Origin of the sequence: Paraburkholderia sp. EG286B (assembly GCF_040965655.1) — a bacterium.
In the GTDB taxonomy this organism is placed as follows: Bacteria; Pseudomonadota; Gammaproteobacteria; order Burkholderiales; family Burkholderiaceae; genus Paraburkholderia.
This window is the reverse complement of the sequence record NZ_JBFRCF010000006.1, coordinates 226,866-242,398: the sequence shown is the minus strand read 5'-3', so window position 1 is coordinate 242,398 and position 15,533 is coordinate 226,866. Positions and strand designations below refer to the sequence as shown.

Sequence of the window (15,533 nt, the reverse complement as noted above, 5' to 3'; positions counted from 1 at the left end):
TTGGCAACGTTAGTTGGCTACGTCTGCCGTTGTAACACATCGCCGCGAGCGCCGCCGGAGCCGCCCCGGCCGCTATCCCCGCCGTTCTTCGATGGCGCGCAGCAGCGACAGCGCAATGCCCTCGGCGGCAAGGCGCACCTCGTCGAGCGCCGGAAACGACGGCGCAATCCGCAGATGGCTGTCGTGCGGATCGACGCCATACGGGAACGCCGCGCCCGCGGGCGTGAGGACGAGTCCCGCCGCCGCCGCGAGTTCGACCGTGCGGCGCGCGCAACCCTCGGGCGCATAAAGGCTGATGAAATAGCCGCCGCGCGGCACGTTCCAGCTCACGCCGGGCACGCCGGCGAGGCGCGCGCGGAACACCTTGTCGACCGCATCGAACTTCGGCTTGAGCAGCGCGCGATGGCGCGCCATCAACGCGGTGAGCGTCGCGCGGTCGCGCAAAAAGCGCACGTGGCGCAACTGGTTGAGCTTGTCCGGCCCGATCGTGCGCACGGCTGAGTGCTTCTGCCACCAGGCCACGTTGCGCGGCGCGGCGGCGAGCCACGCGAACGCGCCGCCGCCGAACGTCACCTTCGAGAGCGACGCGAACATCAAGGCGCGCTCTGCGTGGCCCGCCGCCGCGCAGGCCTCGAATACGTCGAGCGTCGTGTGCGCTTCGTCGCTGAGGTGGTGGAAGCGGTAGGCGTCGTCCCAGAAGAGCCGGAAGTCGGGCGCGGCGGGCATCGCGGCCAGACGCCGGATCACCTCGTCGGACCAGATCGCGCCCGTCGGGTTGCTGTAGAGCGGCACGCACCACATGCCCTTGATCGATGGATCGTCGCGCACGAGCGCTTCCACGCGGTCCATGTCGGGGCCGTCTTCGCGCATCGGCATGGCGATCATGCGCACGCCCAGTGCCTCGCAGATCGCGAAGTGGCGGTCGTAGCCCGGCACCGGGCACAGGAACGCGATCTCGCCCTGCGCCCGCCACGGCGCGCCACTCTCCGCGCCCTCGCCCGCCGGCACGCCGTGCAGCAGCGCGAAGGTCAGCGCGTCATGCATCAGTTCGAGGCTCGAATTGCCCGCCGCGATCACCTGGGCGGCCGGCACGCCGAGCAGCCCGGCGCCCAGCTCGCGCGCCTCGGGCAGGCCGCTCGCCAGGCCGTAGTTGCGGCAGTCGAAGCCGTCGCGCGCGAGATAGCCGGCCTGCGCGGCTTCGTCGATGAGCGCCTGCGAGAGATCGAGCTGTTCGGGCGAAGGCTTGCCGCGCGACATGTCGAGCCGCATCTGCAGTTGCTGGAATCGTTCGTAGGTCAAATCGACGGGCGGCGACATCAACATGGGCTTCTCCGAAAAGCGAAAGACGATGCGAAGAACAACGCGAAGGGTCGGTACGGCCCCAGTATCGGCGCGTCCCCGCGTTCAGACAAACGCGTTATATTGAAGCCTTCGATCAATTTTTCTTATACCAATGAAGACCCTCGACCTCGACGTGCTCGCCATGGTGGTGGCCGTCGCCGACGCCGGCAGCTTCGTGCGCGGCGCCGCGCTCGTGCACCGCTCGCAGGCCGCGCTCAGCATGCAGATCCGCGCGCTCGAGGAATCCATCGGCAAGCCTCTGTTCATCCGCGCGCCGCGCAGCGTCACGCCCACGCCCGACGGCCAGACGCTGATCGCCTACGCGCGGCGCATGCTCGCGTTGCGCGACGAAGCGTGGGCCTCGCTCGCGCACCCGGAGGTGACGGGGCGCGTGTCGATCGGCGTGCCCGACGACTACGCGTCCTCGCTCATGCCGCCGGTGCTGCGCAAGTTCTCGGCGAACTGGCCAAAGGTGGAGATCCAGGTGATCGGGCTGCCGAGCAGCGCGCTCCTGCCGCTCCTGAAGGACAACAAGATCGACCTCGCCTGCATCACGCGCACGCGCGGGTTGGCGGGCGAGTTCATCCGCTTCGAGCCGATGGTGTGGGCCGCGCCCCCCGCGGCGGTGAGCGCGGCGAGCGGGCGCGAGATCTGGCGCGAGCGTCCGTTGCCGGTCGCCCTCTTCGGCGGCGGCAGCGTCGCGCATACGAATGCGATCCAGGCGCTGGAGCGCGCGAAGATCGCCTATCGCACATCGTATGAAAGCCCGAGTCTGATGGGCCTGTGCAGCATGGTGGCCGCGGGGCTCGCCATCGCGCCGCTCGCGCGCTGCGCGGTGCCCGAGACGTTCGTCACGCTCGGCCGCCAGCATGGCCTGCCGGCACTCCCCGAGCTCGAAGTGGTGCTCGCGCGCAGTGCGCGCTCGAACCGACCGCCGTGCGACTTTCTCGCCGACCAGATCCTCGCGGAGCTGCGCGTCCAGGAGCGATGATCTTCCGACGATGATTCGGGCAACGAATCAGTCAGTCGTCACCCAGCCGCGACAGCAGCGCGTAGAGGCGCGAGACGTGCCGCAGCAGCATTTCGCGATGCTTCTCGATCTGCTCGAGGCGGCCTTCGAGATCGGCGCGCACGCGTTCGTCGGGGTCGGCGTAGTTGATCACGTCTTCGATACGCGAGCGCAGCACCGCCGGCTCGACCGGCGGCACGCTCAGGTAGCGCTCGAGCTTGCGCACGTCCTGCGCGGCGAGATCGCGGATCTTGCGCGTGCCCGCGAGACGCCGGTGCGCCTCGGGCGTCGCCGTCGCTTCCTCGCGCTTTGCGCCCTGGCCGAAGATCGGCTCGACGCGCAGCACGGGCGCCTTGCGCACCGGATGCGCGGTGCCGCGAAAGCGCGCGCGCGGCGTCTCGCTCGCGATCGCCTCGCGCGTTTCGTCGGGCACGTCGGCGCTATCGTGCTTCACGTCCATCCAGCCTTCGGGCAGGCCCGTGACGGCTTCCACGCCGCGCACGAACTCCGCGCTGAAGTCGCGCTGGCCCGACACGATCAGCTTCATGTAGCTCGCGGAAAACGTCATCATGCGCGCGAGCCGGGTGGCGGACCCGACCTCGCGCGTGAGCAGCGCCAGATTGGCCCGCCACATCGGCATGAGCGTGGCGTTGGCATCGTCCATTGCGGAACTCCTCCTTCGTTCGCGTCATCTCCCAATGATAAGGGCTGCGGCGCACCACGCGCGCTTTCGCGGGCCGTCTGGCCCCATACGCGCGCCGCAGCCGGCAGTTCGGTCAGCCATCTGTAAAGCGAGCAAGACGTATGCCGATGACGGTCGGCCACGCACAGGGAAAAGACTGAGGAAATCGCGGCGAGCGGCGCGGATGGCCTTGGACCGCCCGACCTCAACCGCCTTTAGAAATGCCCCGTGAAGCGGTAACGGCTGCCCGGATGCCAGAGATTGGCGACCGAAGCGACGAGCCCGCGCGAGCGGGTGCGCCGATGCAGCACGAGGCACGGCTCGGCCTCGCCCATGGCGAGGTGGACGCGCGTCTGCGCCTCGGGGGCGAGCGCCTCGATGCGGTACTCAACGCCCTGCAGCGGCGCGACATGCACGAGGTACTGGTTCGGCGTGATGTGCGTGAAGTCCTGCGCCGCGTAATCGGGCGCGACGGCGGGATTGACCCAGCGCTCTTCGAGCTGCACGGGCTCGTCGTTTTCGAAGTGGAGCACGCGCGAGTTGAACACCTGATCGTTCGCGGCGAGCCCCATTTCGACGGCGAGCGCCTCGTCGGCGCGATGCACGCCGATCTCGAGCACCTCGGCGCGGTAGCGGTGCCCGCGCGCGAGGATTTCGTCGGAGATGCTGCGAATGGCGACGAGCGTCGATTCGTACTTGGGCCGTGCGACGAAGGTGCCCGCGCCCTGCACGCGCGTGAGCACCTGTTCCGCGGTGAGTTCGCGCAATGCCCGGTTCACGGTCATGCGCGCGACCTTGAACTCGCGCGCCAGTTCGTTCTCCGAAGGCACCTGGTCGCCCTCGCTCCACTCACCGGCGTGAATGCGCGCGAGGATGAAGTCCTTGATGCCCTGGTATGCGGGAGCGTTCATCGCGTTGGCCCGTGCGTTGGCTTGGCGCCTGCTTGTGACTTATTGCGCCTCGGATTCGAACGCGAACGGGCTGTGCGAAGCGATCGCACCGTTCTGCACGAGACGCGTGATCGCTTCGATATCCGGCGCGAAGTAGCGATCGAGGTCGTAATGCGGCACCTCGGCGCGCACCGACTGCATCACATGCGCGAGCGCGGGGCTCGTGTGGTGCGGCGCGCGCAGGTCCACGCCCTGGGCAGCGGCGAGCAGTTCGATCGCGAGGATGTTGGCCGTGTTGTCGGCGATGTCGGCGAGCTTGCGCGCGGCGAACGTCGCCATCGACACGTGGTCTTCCTGGTTGGCCGAGGTCGGCAGCGAATCGACCGAGGCCGGATGCGCGAGCGTCTTGTTTTCCGACGCCAGTGCGGCCGCTGTGACGTGCGCGATCATGAAGCCCGAGTTCACGCCGCCGTCCTTGACGAGGAAAGGCGGCAGGCCCGAAAGCGTCGCGTCGATCAGCAGCGCGATGCGGCGCTCGGCCAGTGCGCCGATTTCGGCCGCGGCCAGCGCGAGGTTGTCGGCGGCGAAGGCCACCGGTTCCGCGTGGAAGTTGCCGCCCGAGAGCACTTCGTTCGTTTCCGGGAAGATCAGCGGATTGTCCGACACCGCGTTCGCCTCGATGAGCAGCACCTGCGCCGCGTGGCGCATCTGGTCGAGACACGCGCCCATCACCTGCGGCTGGCAGCGCAGCGAGTACGGGTCCTGAACCTTGCCGCAGTCGCGGTGCGAGAGGTTGATCGCCGAGCCTTCGAGCAGCGTGCGATAGGCCGCGGCCGCCTCGATCTGGCCGCGATGGCCGCGCAGTTCGTGAATGCGCGCGTCGAACGGCTTCACCGAACCTGCCGCCGCATCCACGCAGAGCGCGCCCGAGACGAGCGCCGTGCGGTAGAGGTCCTCAATCGCGAACATGTTGTAGAGCGCGAGCGCGGCGGAAGCCTGCGTGCCGTTGAGCAGCGCGAGACCTTCCTTCGCCTGCAGCGCGAGCGGCTTGAGGCCCGCAGCCGCGAGACCCGCTTCGGCGCTGGCGCGCTCGCCGCGGATGAACACTTCGCCGATGCCGAGCAGCACCGCCGACATATGCGCGAGCGGCGCGAGGTCGCCCGAGGCGCCCACCGAGCCCTTCACGGGAATGAGCGGCAGCACGTCGGCGTTGAACAGCGCGATGAGCGCGTCCATCACTTCGCGGCGGATGCCCGAATAGCCGCGGCCGAGGCTCGACAGCTTCAGCGCCATGAGCAGACGCACGACCGGACGCGACATCGGCTCGCCCACGCCCACGGCGTGCGAGAGCACCAGATTGCGCTGCAGCAGTTCGAGCTGGTCGCTCGGGATATGCGTGCTCGCCAGACGCCCGAAGCCCGTATTGATGCCGTAGGCGGGCTCGCCCTTCGCCGTGATCTCGGCAACGGCGCGTGCGCCCGCGTCGATGGCGGCGAAGCTGGCCGGATCGAGCTCGAGCCGCACGGCCTCGCGCGCGATCTGGCGCAGTTGGGGCAGGGTCAGATGGCCGGGCGTGAGGCGAAGGGTCGGGAGCATGGTCGAATCCTGTCTATACAAGTCGCGAAAGTGGCCGAAGTCTAGCCTGGCGCGCCTGTCTATACAACTCCCCTTTGCGGCCCGTGTAGCCTGGGACTATCCACGAGAGCGCCGCCAGTGCCCGTCACCCGTCGAGTTGCAGCCTGCCCCCAATAAACGCGAGAAAACACTGCACGCGCGCCGCGAGCGCCGCGCTGCGGTAGTAGACGGCGTGGATCGGCTGGCGCGATTCGATCAGCGCGTCGTCGAGCACGGTGACGAGGCGGCCCGCGTCGCGGTCGGCCGTGGTGAGGAAGTCGGACAAGCACGCAACGCCGCTGCCGGCGAGCGCGAGCTGGCGTATCGTCTCGCCGCTCGACGCCGAAAGCGCGGGCGCGATCGTGTAGCCGGGCTCGATCTCCTGGGTCTTCGTGGTCGCGCGCGCTTGGTCGCCGCCCGCCGCGCGCAGCGGCCAGCCGTTCAGATGCGCGGGCGCCGTAAAGCCGATCAGCCGATGGTCGCGCAACGCGGCCACGCTGCGCGGCGTGCCGTGCGCCGCGAGATAGCCCGGGCTCGCGACAATGCGCAAACGGCTCGTGCCGAGCGAGCGCGCGTGCAGCGTGGAGTCCTGCAGCGTGCCGATGCGAATGGCGATATCGACGCGCTGCTCCAGCAAATCGACGATGCGTTCGTTGTTCGTGAGTTCGAGTTCGATCTCGGGATACGCGTCGGCGAATGCCGCGACGTGCGGCACGATGCAATGAAGCATGAACGGCGTGGCCGCATCCACCCGCAGCCGCCCGGAGGGACGCTCGCGGTGGCGCGTGACGGCCTCCTCGGCGTCGGCCAGCGCCGCGAGAATCGTGCGGGCGCGATCGAGGAACAGCTCGCCCTCTTCGGTGAGTTGCAGGCGCCGCGTGGTGCGCAGGATCAGCGCGACGCCCAGCTGCTTTTCGAGCCGCGTCAGCGCGCGGCTCACGCCCGAGACGGTCTGCTCGAGCTTTTCAGCCGCGGCGGTGATCGACCCCGCATCGATCACGGTGACGAATACGAGCAGTTCGTCGGTCGATGTCTTCATCGTGGCTATTTTTGATCCGCAGTCAATATTCATTTGAGACTAACATGGTTTTTGCAAAACCCGGATGCCCCGATACTGGCTGCCATCGCAATCAAGACAGGATCAGGAGCCACTCATGAAAGTCTTCGTGACAGGCGCAGGCGGATTTATCGGCGGCACGATCGCGGCGCATCTCGTGCGCGCGGGCCACACGGTGCGCGGCCTCGTGCGCCGGCCCGAGCAGTTCGCCGACCTCGAAGCGCTCGGCATCACGCCCGTACAGGGCGATCTCGACGACCGCGCGACGCTGATGGCGCAAGCACGCGCCGCCGACGCCGTGATCAACGCGGCGAGCAGCGACCACCGCGGCGCGGTCGAGGCGCTGATCGACGCGCTCGAAGGCTCCGGCAAGACGCTCCTGCACACGAGCGGCTCGAGCATCGTGGGCGACGCGTCGGGCGGCGAGGCGACCGCGCACGTCTATCGCGAGGACGCTCTGCCCGAGCCGACCGCCGACAAGGCGCCGCGCGTGGCCATCGACAATCTCGTGCTCGCGGCCGCCGCGCGCGGCGTGAAGAGCGCCGTGCTCTGCAATACGCTGATCTATGGCGTGGGCGCGGTGCCGGGCGCCGCGAGCGTGCAGCTGCCGCGGCTCATCCGCCAGGCGCAGAAGAGCGGCGTGATGCGCCACGTGGGGCGCGGCCTGAACATCTGGTCGAACGTGCATGTCGACGACGTCGCCGAACTCTATCGCCTCGCGCTCGACAACACGCCCGCGGGCACGTTCTACTTCGTGGAAAGCGGCGAGGCGAACTTCCGCGACATGACCACGGCGCTCGCCGAAGTGATGGGTCTGGGCGCGCCGCAGGACTGGCCGCTCGCAGCCGCGATCGAAGAATGGGGCTACGAAATGGCGTCGTACGGCCTCGGCTCGAACAGCCGCGTGCGCGGCGAGCGCGCCCGCACGCTGCTCGGCTGGCAGCCGCGGCGCACCTCGGTCACGGACTGGATCCGTTCAGCAATGCCCAAAGTGCCGATCGCGCAAAAATAAGTGTTGTAGCGCACGTAATTGTTGCGTATCCGTAAGGTCGCCCCGCTAAAATCCGAGCGTCTTGCACTAGCCGCCGGCGCGCTGCGCGCCGGTACCGGATACGCCGATGCTCCTCGCGCTGAACTTCTACTGGCTAACCAATCTGCTGGCCATCTTGTTCATCGTCGCGTGCCTCTACGATACGCGCTACGACGAATATGGCACGCTGACGCTCGCCGCCGGCGCGATGGGACTCGTCGTGATGGCGATCGAAGTGCTGCTGCGCCCCGCGTTCGATATGTCGCTCTAACGCGCTTTTTTCACGACTCTTTCGCGACCGGCGCAGCTTTCTTTGTTTGCGCTAACCACTGTCCGCCCAACGCATTTACTGCTTCTCGTGCGCACAGCACGACGCCGGCGCGGGCGCGTCTTCATAGCGATCGTGGTGGCGCATCCACTCGCGCATGTCCTTCTCTTCGTTGCGTCCCTTTGCGGTCAACTCCAGCATCGCATAGGTGCCGATCAGCATCTCCCCGCCGCGCGCGTAGGTCGAATACGTGTGGTACACGTTGCCCGCTTCGTCGCGATAAAACGCGCTGACGCCGGGCAGCTCGTCGCTCATGTAGTCCTGCTCGATGTAGTTGTAGATCGCCTTGCCGCGCGCCTTGTCGGCCTCGCCGAACGACACGTGATAGTCGAAGTTGAAGTCGCTCGCATACGACGATACCCACGGAAAACGCCAGCCCATGCGTTGTTTGAACGCCTCGATCTTCGCGAGCGGCGCGCGCGAAACGGCCACGTAAGTCACGTCGTGATGCTCCAGATGCGGCAGCATGCCGTCCACGTGGTCGGACAGGAACGAGCAGCCCGGGCACCCCTCTTCCCAATCCGGCCCGAGCATGAAGTGGTAAATGATCAGCTGGCTGCGCGGCCCGAATAGCTGCGCAAGCGTGCGCGGGCCTTGCGGTGTCTCGAATGTATAGGTCTTCTCGACCTTCACCCACGGCAGTGCCTGGCGCTTGGCCACCAGCGCGTCGCGTGCGTGCGTGAAGGCGCGCTCTTCGGCGAGAAGCGCCTTACGGGCCTCCAGCCATTCGGTCTGCGAAACGATCTTGTGCGATTCCATCTTTCGATTCCTCCTTGCGCTTGAATGAGCGCCGTTCAGTCGAACAGCGCCACCAGTTGATCGATCGAACTCGTCCAGCCCTCGTTGTGCGAGTCGCGCGCTGCTTCGTCGAAGAAGCGTTCGTGCTTCAGCGTGAGGTCGGTGGCGGGACCGTCGGCGCGCAGCGTCACCGTGACGAGCGACTCGCGCTCCGGCGTGCTGCGCCACGCCCACGTGAAGACGAGCTTTGCGTCGGGCACGACTTCGAGATACGTGCCGCTCACGTCGTGGTCTTCGCCGTTCGCACCGCGCATGATCACGCGAAAGCGCCCGCCCACGCGCACGTCGGCTTCGGCGTGAATGCAGGTGGTGTCGAACGGGTGCATCCAGCGCATCAGTTGCGACGGCTGCGTCCACGCGGCGTAGACCTTCGCGGCCGTGGCGTTGAGGCGTCGCCGGATGGTGAGGCTGGGAGCTTGATGGGCAGCGCCGGGTCCGGCTGCGGGTTGGGTAGACATGCATCTTCCTCCACGAAAGCGGCGAGTCGATCGAGCGATTCACTCCAGAAGCGTTGATAGTGCGCGAGCCACTGCATCGCGTCCTCCATCGGCCCCGCGGCGAGCCGGCACGCCACGGTGCGGCCGGTCTTCGCGCGCGTGACGAGGCCCGCCTGAGCGAGAACGTCCAGATGCTTCATGACCGCGGGCAGCGACATCGCGAACGGCTGCGCGAGCGCGCTCACCGAGAGTTCGTCGTGCTGCGCAAGGCGTGCGAGCAGCGCGCGCCGCGTGGGATCGGCGAGCGCCGCGAAGGTGCGGTCGAGGGTGGCGTCTTCATACTTAACCATGTGGTTTAGCATAGGCGACAAGCGAGCGATGTCAAGACATGCGTAAGTCGTTCGCGAGCGGCGGCGCGCACGGCCGCATCGGCGCCACTAGAATGGCGATTTCTGCGCGCCGCGCCCCGCTATCTCCGCCACGTCACGTCATGCCGTCCAAAATCCGCAACTCGCTGCTCTGGATCTTCGACGCCTTCGAGCGCGAGCCCGGCTATATCCGCAAGCCCATGTTCGGCTGCGACGCCGCGTATCTCGACGGCCTGCTGTGCCTCGTCGCCGCCGACCGCGATCCGCCGTTCAACGGCGTGCTGGTCTGCACGTCGCGGGAGAACCATGCGTCGCTCATCGATGCGATGCCGGCGTTGCGAGTGCACCCCGTGCTCGGCAAATGGCTCTATGTGCCGCAAGCCGATGCGGCGTTCGAAGACACGGCCGCGCAGTTGAGTGCGCTCGTGCTCGCGCGCGACCCGCGCATCGGCGTGGAGCCCAGGCCACGCAAGCCGCGCAAAGCGGGCAAGACGCGCAACAGCGTGCTGCCGGAGTAACGCGCTACACAGCAGCGCGCAAAAGCCACACGGCCCGCGCCGCCGTGAAGCGACGCGGGCCGTGCAGCCGCCCGGGCGGGCCGCCGTGGCCGCCGGGCGAATGACCGGGTCATCCGATTGTCAGATGGCCCAGCCGCCCAGGTAGAACGCGGCCAGCACGCCGGCGATCACCACCGTGCCCACGTTCAGCTTGCGGATCTCGCCGCTCACCACGCGGCCGATCACGAGCGTGCAGAAGCCCAGCATGATGCCCGTGACGATGTTCGCCGTGAGCACGATGAACACGGCGCACACGAGGCCCGACATCGAATCGACCATATCGGCCATGTCGAGGCGGCTCACGCTCGAGAGCATCATGAGGCCGACGTACATCAGCGCGGGCGCCGTCGCATACGAGGGCACGAGGCCCGCGAGCGGCGCGAAGAACATCACCGCGAGGAACAGCACGCCCACCGTGGCGGCGGCGAGGCCCGTCTTCGCGCCCGCTGCCACGCCTACCGTCGATTCGATATAGGCCGCCGCCGGTGCGCCGCCCAGGAAGCCCGAGAAGATCGAGCTGACCGAGTCGGCCGTGAGCGCGCGCCCGCCGTTGACGATGCGCCCGTTCGCGTCGAGCTGGCCCGCCTGCCCCGCCACGGCGCGGATCGTGCCGGTGGCGTCGAACACGGCCGTCATCACGAGCGCCAGCACGCTCGGCAGCACGGCGAGCGAGAGCGCGCCCTTGATGTCCATCGCGCCGATCAGCGAGGCATGGCCCGGCGCCGACAGCGAAGGCCACGCGAACACGCCATGAAAGCTCACGGCCGGATCGATGGCGAGACCGAGCGCCGAGATCGCGACGATCACGATCAGGATCGAGCCCGGCACGCGGCGGCGCACGAGGCCGAAGATCGCGGCGAGGCCGACCACCGAAAGGATCACGGGCAGCGAGGTGATATGGCCGAGCGAAACCGGCAGGCCCGCGCCCGGATTCTTGACCACGAGGCCCACGTCATTGGCGGCGATCAGCAGCAGGAACAGGCCGATGCCGATGCCCGTGCCATGCGCGATGCCGTGCGGCAGGTTGCGCAGGATCCACGAGCGCACGCCCGTCACCGAAATGCCCGTGAACACGAGGCCCATCAGGAACACCGCGCCGAGCGCCACTTCGGGCTTCAGGCCCTTGCCGAGCACGAGGCCGAAGGCGGTGAACGCCGTCAGCGAGATGGCGCAGCCGATGGCGATCGGCAGGCGCGCCCACAGGCCCATGAGCAGCGAGCCGAACGCCGTGGTCAGGCACACGGCCACGAACACGGCGCTGGTGTCGAAGCCCGCCTTGCCGAGCATGCCCGGCACGACGAACACGGAATAGACCATCGCGAGGAAGGTCGTGACGCCCGCAATCGCCTCCTGACGCAGCGAGCTGCCGCGCGCGGCGACGTCGAAATAACGGTCGATGAATCCCGAGGCCGGGCCCAATGCATCTTTGGACTCGACTTCGGCGGCGGTCGCACCGGCAAGCGGCTGCGCGTGGGGTTCGATCATGGTGAGTGCCTCCTTTATCAGCATGCTGAAACGGTTCACGGCTCACCAGCCCGATCCGTCATCAGGTTCGTCTCGAATTGAATTAGTCGTGTCGACGCGTTGCCGGCGCCTTCTTCCACTTCCAGGCGCTCATCGTTTTGACATCTCTTTATGGATGGAGCGAAGGTTAGGCGAACACGATTTGCGCTCCCATCGCACGATTCGCATTGAGTTCATGCCGCGATGCTTATATGCCCGTGTACAGGGCGCGACGTGAGGGCCGGCCCCGCGTTTACACCTGGGCGTGAAGCGCGTCGTTACCGCGCAGACCGGGACCGGTTTCGTATGACGAAGCGCGATCGTCCCGGCGCGGCGCTTGCGGCGAGTTGCCCAGCCGGTCGACCGCGCCGGTCGCCCGCGCCGTTCGCCCGCTCTGTCCGCCGACGCCGTTCGCTCACGCCGTCATTAAGCGGATCGGGCCGGTGCGCGGGTTACACTCACGCATCCCGACCCGGTTTCCCCCTGCCGCGCGCGCGCCGCGCCGGCCGCTCCAAGGAGTTTCAGTAGATGAAACGCGGCTTCTTGCGTTCCACACGTCCCGTTTTTCACTTTCCGTACGCCCTGACGCTGCTGATGCTGCTCACGCTTTCGGGCTGCAGCCTGTTCCGGCCGGCCCCGCCGCCCGAACCGGAAGCGCCCGTGGCCACGGAGCCCGAGCCGGCCGCGAGCGAGCCCGAGGCCGCGTCCGCGCCCGAGGCGGCGAGCGAGCCGGAAACGGAGGCCACGATCAAGCCCTCGCCGAAGAAGCCGCGCCCCGCGCCGGTGCACCGCCGCCGACCGGCGCCGCCGCCGCCCGCGCCCGCCAGCGCCCCGCCGGCGCCGCCCCCGGCGCCCATCGTGCAGGTGCGCACGCTCGAGCGCGGCACCTTCCGCACGCTGCTCGACAGCGAAGTGCAAAAGACCGACGGCAAGGTCGTGGGCCGCGCCGTCGACATGGTCACGGGCCCCGGCGGCAAGCCCGTCGACGTCGTGGTGAACCTGCAAGGTTTCATGGGCATTGGCGACCGCAAGGCCAATTTCCCGTGGAGCGGCGTGCACGTGAACACCCAGGCGAAAACGCCCGCCATCACGCTCGCCCTGCCGGCCAGCCAGCTGCAGATCCCCGACCGTCCCAAGGCCGGTGCGCCGCAGCCCGGCAACCCCGAAGCGAGCGCGACGCGCCTGCCCATGCTCGATGCGGACGTGGAACGCGCCAACGGCGGCAAGGTGGGCCGCGTGGTCGACGTGCTGCTCGACGGCAGCGCCGCCCCGCAAGCCGTGGTGCTCGACGTGAGCGGCACGCTCGAGAAACGTCATACGATCGCGGCCGACTGGTCGGCGCTGCACTTCGTCACGAAGAACAACACGCTCGAAGCGCAGCTCGAAATGAGCGATCAGCAGGTGGATGCCTCGCCGCCCTACGCGCCCGACCAGCCGGTGCACGCGGTGACGCCCGCCGCCCCGCCGCCGGCCCCGGCCCCGGCCGCTTCGGCTGCCTCGGCTGCGCAAGCAGCGCCCGCTGCATCGCCCGTCGCCTCGGCGGCCAATGCCCACGGTGCCAAATGACGGACGGCACCATGCAACAACCCAATCCAAGCCAGCGCAGCGTGCGCGCGCTCGACTGGCTGAACTTCTTCGTCGCGAACGTGCAGACGGGCTTCGGGCCGTTCATTGCCTCGTATCTCGCGTCGCACAAGTGGACCCAGGGCGAGATCGGCCTGGCGCTGTCGGTGGGCACGATCAGCGCGATGGTGAGCCAGGTGCCGGGCGGCGCGGCGGTGGACGCCCTGCGCAACAAGAAGGCCGCCGCCGCGTGGGCGATCATCGCGATCATCATCTCGGCCGTCCTGCTCGCCGCGAGCCCGACCGTCGTGGCGGTGATGGCCGCCGAGATCTTCCACGGCTTCGCCAGCTGCATGCTCGTGCCGGCCATGGCGGCGCTCGCGCTCGCGCTGGTGGGCCGCCAGAACCTGGGCGACCGGCTCGGCCGCAACGCGCGCTGGGCCTCGATCGGCAGTGCGGTGGCCGCCGGCCTGATGGGCTTGTGCGGCGAGTACTGGTCGCCGCGCTCCGTGTTCTGGCTGACGGCCGCGCTCGCGTTGCCGGCGCTCGTCGCGCTCGTGATGATCGAGTACGACCAGAACGCCGCCTACGCCAAACCTGCGGCCAGGCCCGGCAAGGCCGGCGCGGCAGTCGCCGGAGAACCGCGCGAAACGATCTTCGACCTGCTGCGCGACCGGCGCATGCTGACCTTCGCGGCCTGTGTGGTGCTGTTCCACCTCTCGAACGCCGCGATGCTCAACCTCGCCGCCGGCGAGGTGACGGCCGGCATGGGCGACAACGTCCAGCTCGTGATCGCGGCGTGCATCATCGTGCCGCAAGCCATCGTCGCGTTGATGTCGCCCTGGGTCGGCCGCACCGCGCAGGCCTGGGGGCGCCGCCCCGTGCTGATTCTGGGCTTTTGCGCGCTGCCGCTGCGCGCGCTGCTGTTCGCCGCCGTCGGCAACCCGTATTTCCTCGTGCCGGTGCAGATGCTCGACGGCCTGTCGGCCGCCGTGTTCGGCGTGATGCTGCCGCTCATCGCCGCCGACGTGGCAGGCGGCAAGGGCCGTTACAACCTCTGTATCGGGCTCTTCGGGCTTTCGGCGGGGATCGGGGCGACGCTTTCGACGGCGCTGGCCGGCTTCATCGCCGATCACCTGGGCAATACGGTGAGCTTCCTCGCGCTCGCGAGCGCAGGCGCCGCGGCGGTGCTGATGGTCTGGCTGGCAATGCCCGAGACGCGCGACGCGCTCGAAGAGGAAAACGCCCGCGATGCCACCGTGTGAGCGGTGCGCCGCCGGGGGGGCCGGTTGCGCCCGCCCCGGCGCACGGTGGCGACCCGCCTTTCGACCGGCAAACGAACAACGGCGCCCCTTGGGGCGCCGTTTTGTTCCTGTGCAGCTATGACATGGGCATGACGCGGTGTGGCCAGCCGCGTGGCTGGTGAGCGGGGGCATACCCGCGCGGGCGACCGGTGCGCCCGGGGACGCCGCGCTCAGGCGGCCAGCGCCTCGTCCAGACGCGCCGCGACCACGGCGTTGGGAAGGTTGTCGAGCTTGCTCGCAAGGATCATCGCATCGGCGTTGGCCGGGCGATGACGGCGATTCGGGCTCGGCCGGAACACCGCGTCGCCGCGGCGGATCTTCTCGCCGGTCAGCGCACAGACCGCGCTGCGGCGCGCCGTGCACACCCGCCACAACTGGTCGGAGTAGCGGCCATAGGTGGCGTCGCTCCAGCAAACGGTGATGCTGTCCGGATCATGCCGCCGGATCAAGGTGATGCCCTGCGCATCCCACGAACGGACGGTGGCGCGCCGCCGGTTGGCCGCCTCCGATGCGCCGCGTGTGATGGGTACCGGTTTGCAGCTTCTGCCGCCTTCGAATTCGCTGTCCAGGCTCAACGGCTCGGAAGCTGCGGACAGAAGGTCAATGGTTTGTTGCCAAACGCTGCCGGTATCTAATTTCGTCATAATGCACCTCGTGCACGTGGAAACGATTCAAATATGCCGGTCGAATAAGCACTCTGCCACGTCCGGATTATAGCGTGTCCAACTCGCAATCCACAGGAAAAACGCAATTTTCACACGATAATGCCAAACGCAAAAAACGAGATGGCAGAGCTTTCAGTTCCGACTGCAAGCCTCCAATGTTGGTTTCTTTACATCCGTGAACTTTTTTGCCGATTTGATGATACTTAACAATCTCGCTGCGGAAAAAATAACCGGTTTCAGGGTGGATGTCACTAGTCGCACGACTTTTCCACATAACTGAATTGTTGCAGCACCCGCTTCGCCGCGCGCAGGCATATAGCCTGAAATGCCCGTCCATGGCCGCTCTCACAGGCTGTACCGGGATCGCACGGACTCCACTCTTACACA

The 15,533-nt window shown here is 67.9% G+C and carries 16 protein-coding genes; 6 read left to right on the top strand and 10 right to left on the bottom strand.

Annotation, left to right across the window (positions count from 1 at the left end; translation table 11 throughout):
• Positions 1 to 72: 72 nt before the first annotated feature.
• Positions 73 to 1,317 (bottom strand): aminotransferase class I/II-fold pyridoxal phosphate-dependent enzyme, encoded by a 1,245-nt coding sequence (locus tag AB4Y42_RS15255; protein WP_368694746.1) that lies wholly within the window; start codon positions 1,315 to 1,317, stop codon positions 73 to 75.
• A 136-nt stretch (positions 1,318 to 1,453) separates the two neighbouring features.
• Between AB4Y42_RS15255 and AB4Y42_RS15250 the strand changes: the two genes are divergently transcribed.
• Positions 1,454 to 2,332, top strand: a complete 879-nt coding sequence (locus AB4Y42_RS15250) for a LysR substrate-binding domain-containing protein (protein WP_069269346.1) — start codon at positions 1,454 to 1,456, stop codon at positions 2,330 to 2,332.
• A 31-nt stretch (positions 2,333 to 2,363) separates the two neighbouring features.
• Here AB4Y42_RS15250 and AB4Y42_RS15245 read toward each other — a convergent pair whose 3' ends face one another.
• From AB4Y42_RS15245 to AB4Y42_RS15230, 4 genes are all read right to left on the bottom strand, one after another.
• Positions 2,364 to 3,014, bottom strand: a complete 651-nt coding sequence (locus tag AB4Y42_RS15245; protein WP_321926769.1) for a hypothetical protein — start codon at positions 3,012 to 3,014, stop codon at positions 2,364 to 2,366.
• Between the two features lie 233 nt (positions 3,015 to 3,247).
• Positions 3,248 to 3,943, bottom strand: a complete 696-nt coding sequence (hutC, locus tag AB4Y42_RS15240; protein ID WP_368686503.1) for a histidine utilization repressor — start codon at positions 3,941 to 3,943, stop codon at positions 3,248 to 3,250.
• Between the two features lie 39 nt (positions 3,944 to 3,982).
• Complete coding sequence (hutH, locus tag AB4Y42_RS15235) at positions 3,983 to 5,518, bottom strand: histidine ammonia-lyase (RefSeq protein ID WP_368686504.1); 1,536 nt, start codon at positions 5,516 to 5,518, stop codon at positions 3,983 to 3,985.
• Between the two features lie 124 nt (positions 5,519 to 5,642).
• Positions 5,643 to 6,575: a LysR substrate-binding domain-containing protein gene (locus AB4Y42_RS15230; protein WP_368694637.1), complete on the bottom strand. Its 933-nt coding sequence runs from the start codon at positions 6,573 to 6,575 to the stop codon at positions 5,643 to 5,645.
• Between the two features lie 115 nt (positions 6,576 to 6,690).
• Between AB4Y42_RS15230 and AB4Y42_RS15225 the strand changes: the two genes are divergently transcribed.
• Positions 6,691 to 7,605: an NAD-dependent epimerase/dehydratase family protein gene (locus AB4Y42_RS15225; RefSeq protein ID WP_368686506.1), complete on the top strand. Its 915-nt coding sequence runs from the start codon at positions 6,691 to 6,693 to the stop codon at positions 7,603 to 7,605.
• Between the two features lie 106 nt (positions 7,606 to 7,711).
• The gene (locus tag AB4Y42_RS15220; protein WP_069262451.1) at positions 7,712 to 7,894 is read left to right on the top strand and encodes a hypothetical protein; all 183 of its coding nucleotides are present in this window, start codon (positions 7,712 to 7,714) and stop codon (positions 7,892 to 7,894) included.
• A gap of 75 nt (positions 7,895 to 7,969) precedes the next feature.
• Here the strand turns inward: AB4Y42_RS15220 and AB4Y42_RS15215 are convergent, their stop codons facing one another.
• From AB4Y42_RS15215 to AB4Y42_RS15205, 3 genes are read right to left on the bottom strand one after another with little or no spacing between them, the layout of a single operon-like run.
• Positions 7,970 to 8,710 carry a DUF899 domain-containing protein gene (locus AB4Y42_RS15215; protein WP_368686507.1) on the bottom strand — a complete coding sequence of 247 codons (741 nt, stop codon included), beginning with the start codon at positions 8,708 to 8,710 and terminating at the stop codon, positions 7,970 to 7,972.
• Between the two features lie 35 nt (positions 8,711 to 8,745).
• Entirely contained in the window at positions 8,746 to 9,150 is a 405-nt protein-coding gene (locus AB4Y42_RS15210; protein ID WP_368694745.1) for an SRPBCC domain-containing protein, read from the bottom strand.
• Complete coding sequence (locus AB4Y42_RS15205; protein ID WP_368694636.1) at positions 9,084 to 9,536, bottom strand: ArsR/SmtB family transcription factor; 453 nt, start codon at positions 9,534 to 9,536, stop codon at positions 9,084 to 9,086. Before AB4Y42_RS15205 ends, AB4Y42_RS15210 begins: the two co-directional genes overlap by 67 nt.
• Before the next feature lie 140 nt (positions 9,537 to 9,676).
• Between AB4Y42_RS15205 and AB4Y42_RS15200 the strand changes: the two genes are divergently transcribed.
• Positions 9,677 to 10,072, top strand: a complete 396-nt coding sequence (locus AB4Y42_RS15200) for a hypothetical protein (RefSeq protein ID WP_368686510.1) — start codon at positions 9,677 to 9,679, stop codon at positions 10,070 to 10,072.
• 120 nt (positions 10,073 to 10,192) lie between these two features.
• Here the strand turns inward: AB4Y42_RS15200 and AB4Y42_RS15195 are convergent, their stop codons facing one another.
• Entirely contained in the window at positions 10,193 to 11,596 is a 1,404-nt protein-coding gene (locus AB4Y42_RS15195; RefSeq protein ID WP_368694635.1) for an NCS2 family permease, read from the bottom strand.
• 546 nt (positions 11,597 to 12,142) lie between these two features.
• On the opposite strand from AB4Y42_RS15195, the gene AB4Y42_RS15190 reads away from it, so the two are divergent.
• Together AB4Y42_RS15190 and AB4Y42_RS15185 are read left to right on the top strand one after the other, a co-directional pair.
• On the top strand, positions 12,143 to 13,180 hold the full coding sequence (locus AB4Y42_RS15190; RefSeq protein ID WP_368686512.1) for a PRC-barrel domain-containing protein: 1,038 nt from the start codon (positions 12,143 to 12,145) through the stop codon (positions 13,178 to 13,180).
• An 11-nt stretch (positions 13,181 to 13,191) separates the two neighbouring features.
• A complete protein-coding gene (locus AB4Y42_RS15185; protein ID WP_368686513.1) occupies positions 13,192 to 14,442 on the top strand; it encodes an MFS transporter in 1,251 nt (416 codons plus the stop codon).
• Positions 14,443 to 14,651: 209 nt separating this feature from the next.
• Here AB4Y42_RS15185 and AB4Y42_RS15180 read toward each other — a convergent pair whose 3' ends face one another.
• On the bottom strand, positions 14,652 to 15,125 hold the full coding sequence (locus AB4Y42_RS15180; RefSeq protein ID WP_051482004.1) for a DUF3331 domain-containing protein: 474 nt from the start codon (positions 15,123 to 15,125) through the stop codon (positions 14,652 to 14,654).
• Positions 15,126 to 15,533 lie beyond the last annotated feature (408 nt).

Excerpts from the sequence above, each read along its gene's own strand:
- AB4Y42_RS15255 (WP_368694746.1), bottom strand. The coding sequence starts at position 1,317 with ATGTCGCCGCCCGTCGATTTGACCTACGAACGATTCCAGCAACTGCAG.
- AB4Y42_RS15250 (WP_069269346.1), top strand. The coding sequence starts at position 1,454 with ATGAAGACCCTCGACCTCGACGTGCTCGCCATGGTGGTGGCCGTCGCC.
- AB4Y42_RS15245 (WP_321926769.1), bottom strand. The coding sequence starts at position 3,014 with ATGGACGATGCCAACGCCACGCTCATGCCGATGTGGCGGGCCAATCTG.
- hutC (WP_368686503.1), bottom strand. The coding sequence starts at position 3,943 with ATGAACGCTCCCGCATACCAGGGCATCAAGGACTTCATCCTCGCGCGC.
- hutH (WP_368686504.1), bottom strand. The coding sequence starts at position 5,518 with ATGCTCCCGACCCTTCGCCTCACGCCCGGCCATCTGACCCTGCCCCAA.
- AB4Y42_RS15230 (WP_368694637.1), bottom strand. The coding sequence starts at position 6,575 with ATGAAGACATCGACCGACGAACTGCTCGTATTCGTCACCGTGATCGAT.
- AB4Y42_RS15225 (WP_368686506.1), top strand. The coding sequence starts at position 6,691 with ATGAAAGTCTTCGTGACAGGCGCAGGCGGATTTATCGGCGGCACGATC.
- AB4Y42_RS15220 (WP_069262451.1), top strand. The coding sequence starts at position 7,712 with ATGCTCCTCGCGCTGAACTTCTACTGGCTAACCAATCTGCTGGCCATC.
- AB4Y42_RS15215 (WP_368686507.1), bottom strand. The coding sequence starts at position 8,710 with ATGGAATCGCACAAGATCGTTTCGCAGACCGAATGGCTGGAGGCCCGT.
- AB4Y42_RS15205 (WP_368694636.1), bottom strand. The coding sequence starts at position 9,536 with ATGGTTAAGTATGAAGACGCCACCCTCGACCGCACCTTCGCGGCGCTC.
- AB4Y42_RS15200 (WP_368686510.1), top strand. The coding sequence starts at position 9,677 with ATGCCGTCCAAAATCCGCAACTCGCTGCTCTGGATCTTCGACGCCTTC.
- AB4Y42_RS15195 (WP_368694635.1), bottom strand. The coding sequence starts at position 11,596 with ATGATCGAACCCCACGCGCAGCCGCTTGCCGGTGCGACCGCCGCCGAA.
- AB4Y42_RS15190 (WP_368686512.1), top strand. The coding sequence starts at position 12,143 with ATGAAACGCGGCTTCTTGCGTTCCACACGTCCCGTTTTTCACTTTCCG.
- AB4Y42_RS15185 (WP_368686513.1), top strand. The coding sequence starts at position 13,192 with ATGCAACAACCCAATCCAAGCCAGCGCAGCGTGCGCGCGCTCGACTGG.
- AB4Y42_RS15180 (WP_051482004.1), bottom strand. The coding sequence starts at position 15,125 with ATGACGAAATTAGATACCGGCAGCGTTTGGCAACAAACCATTGACCTT.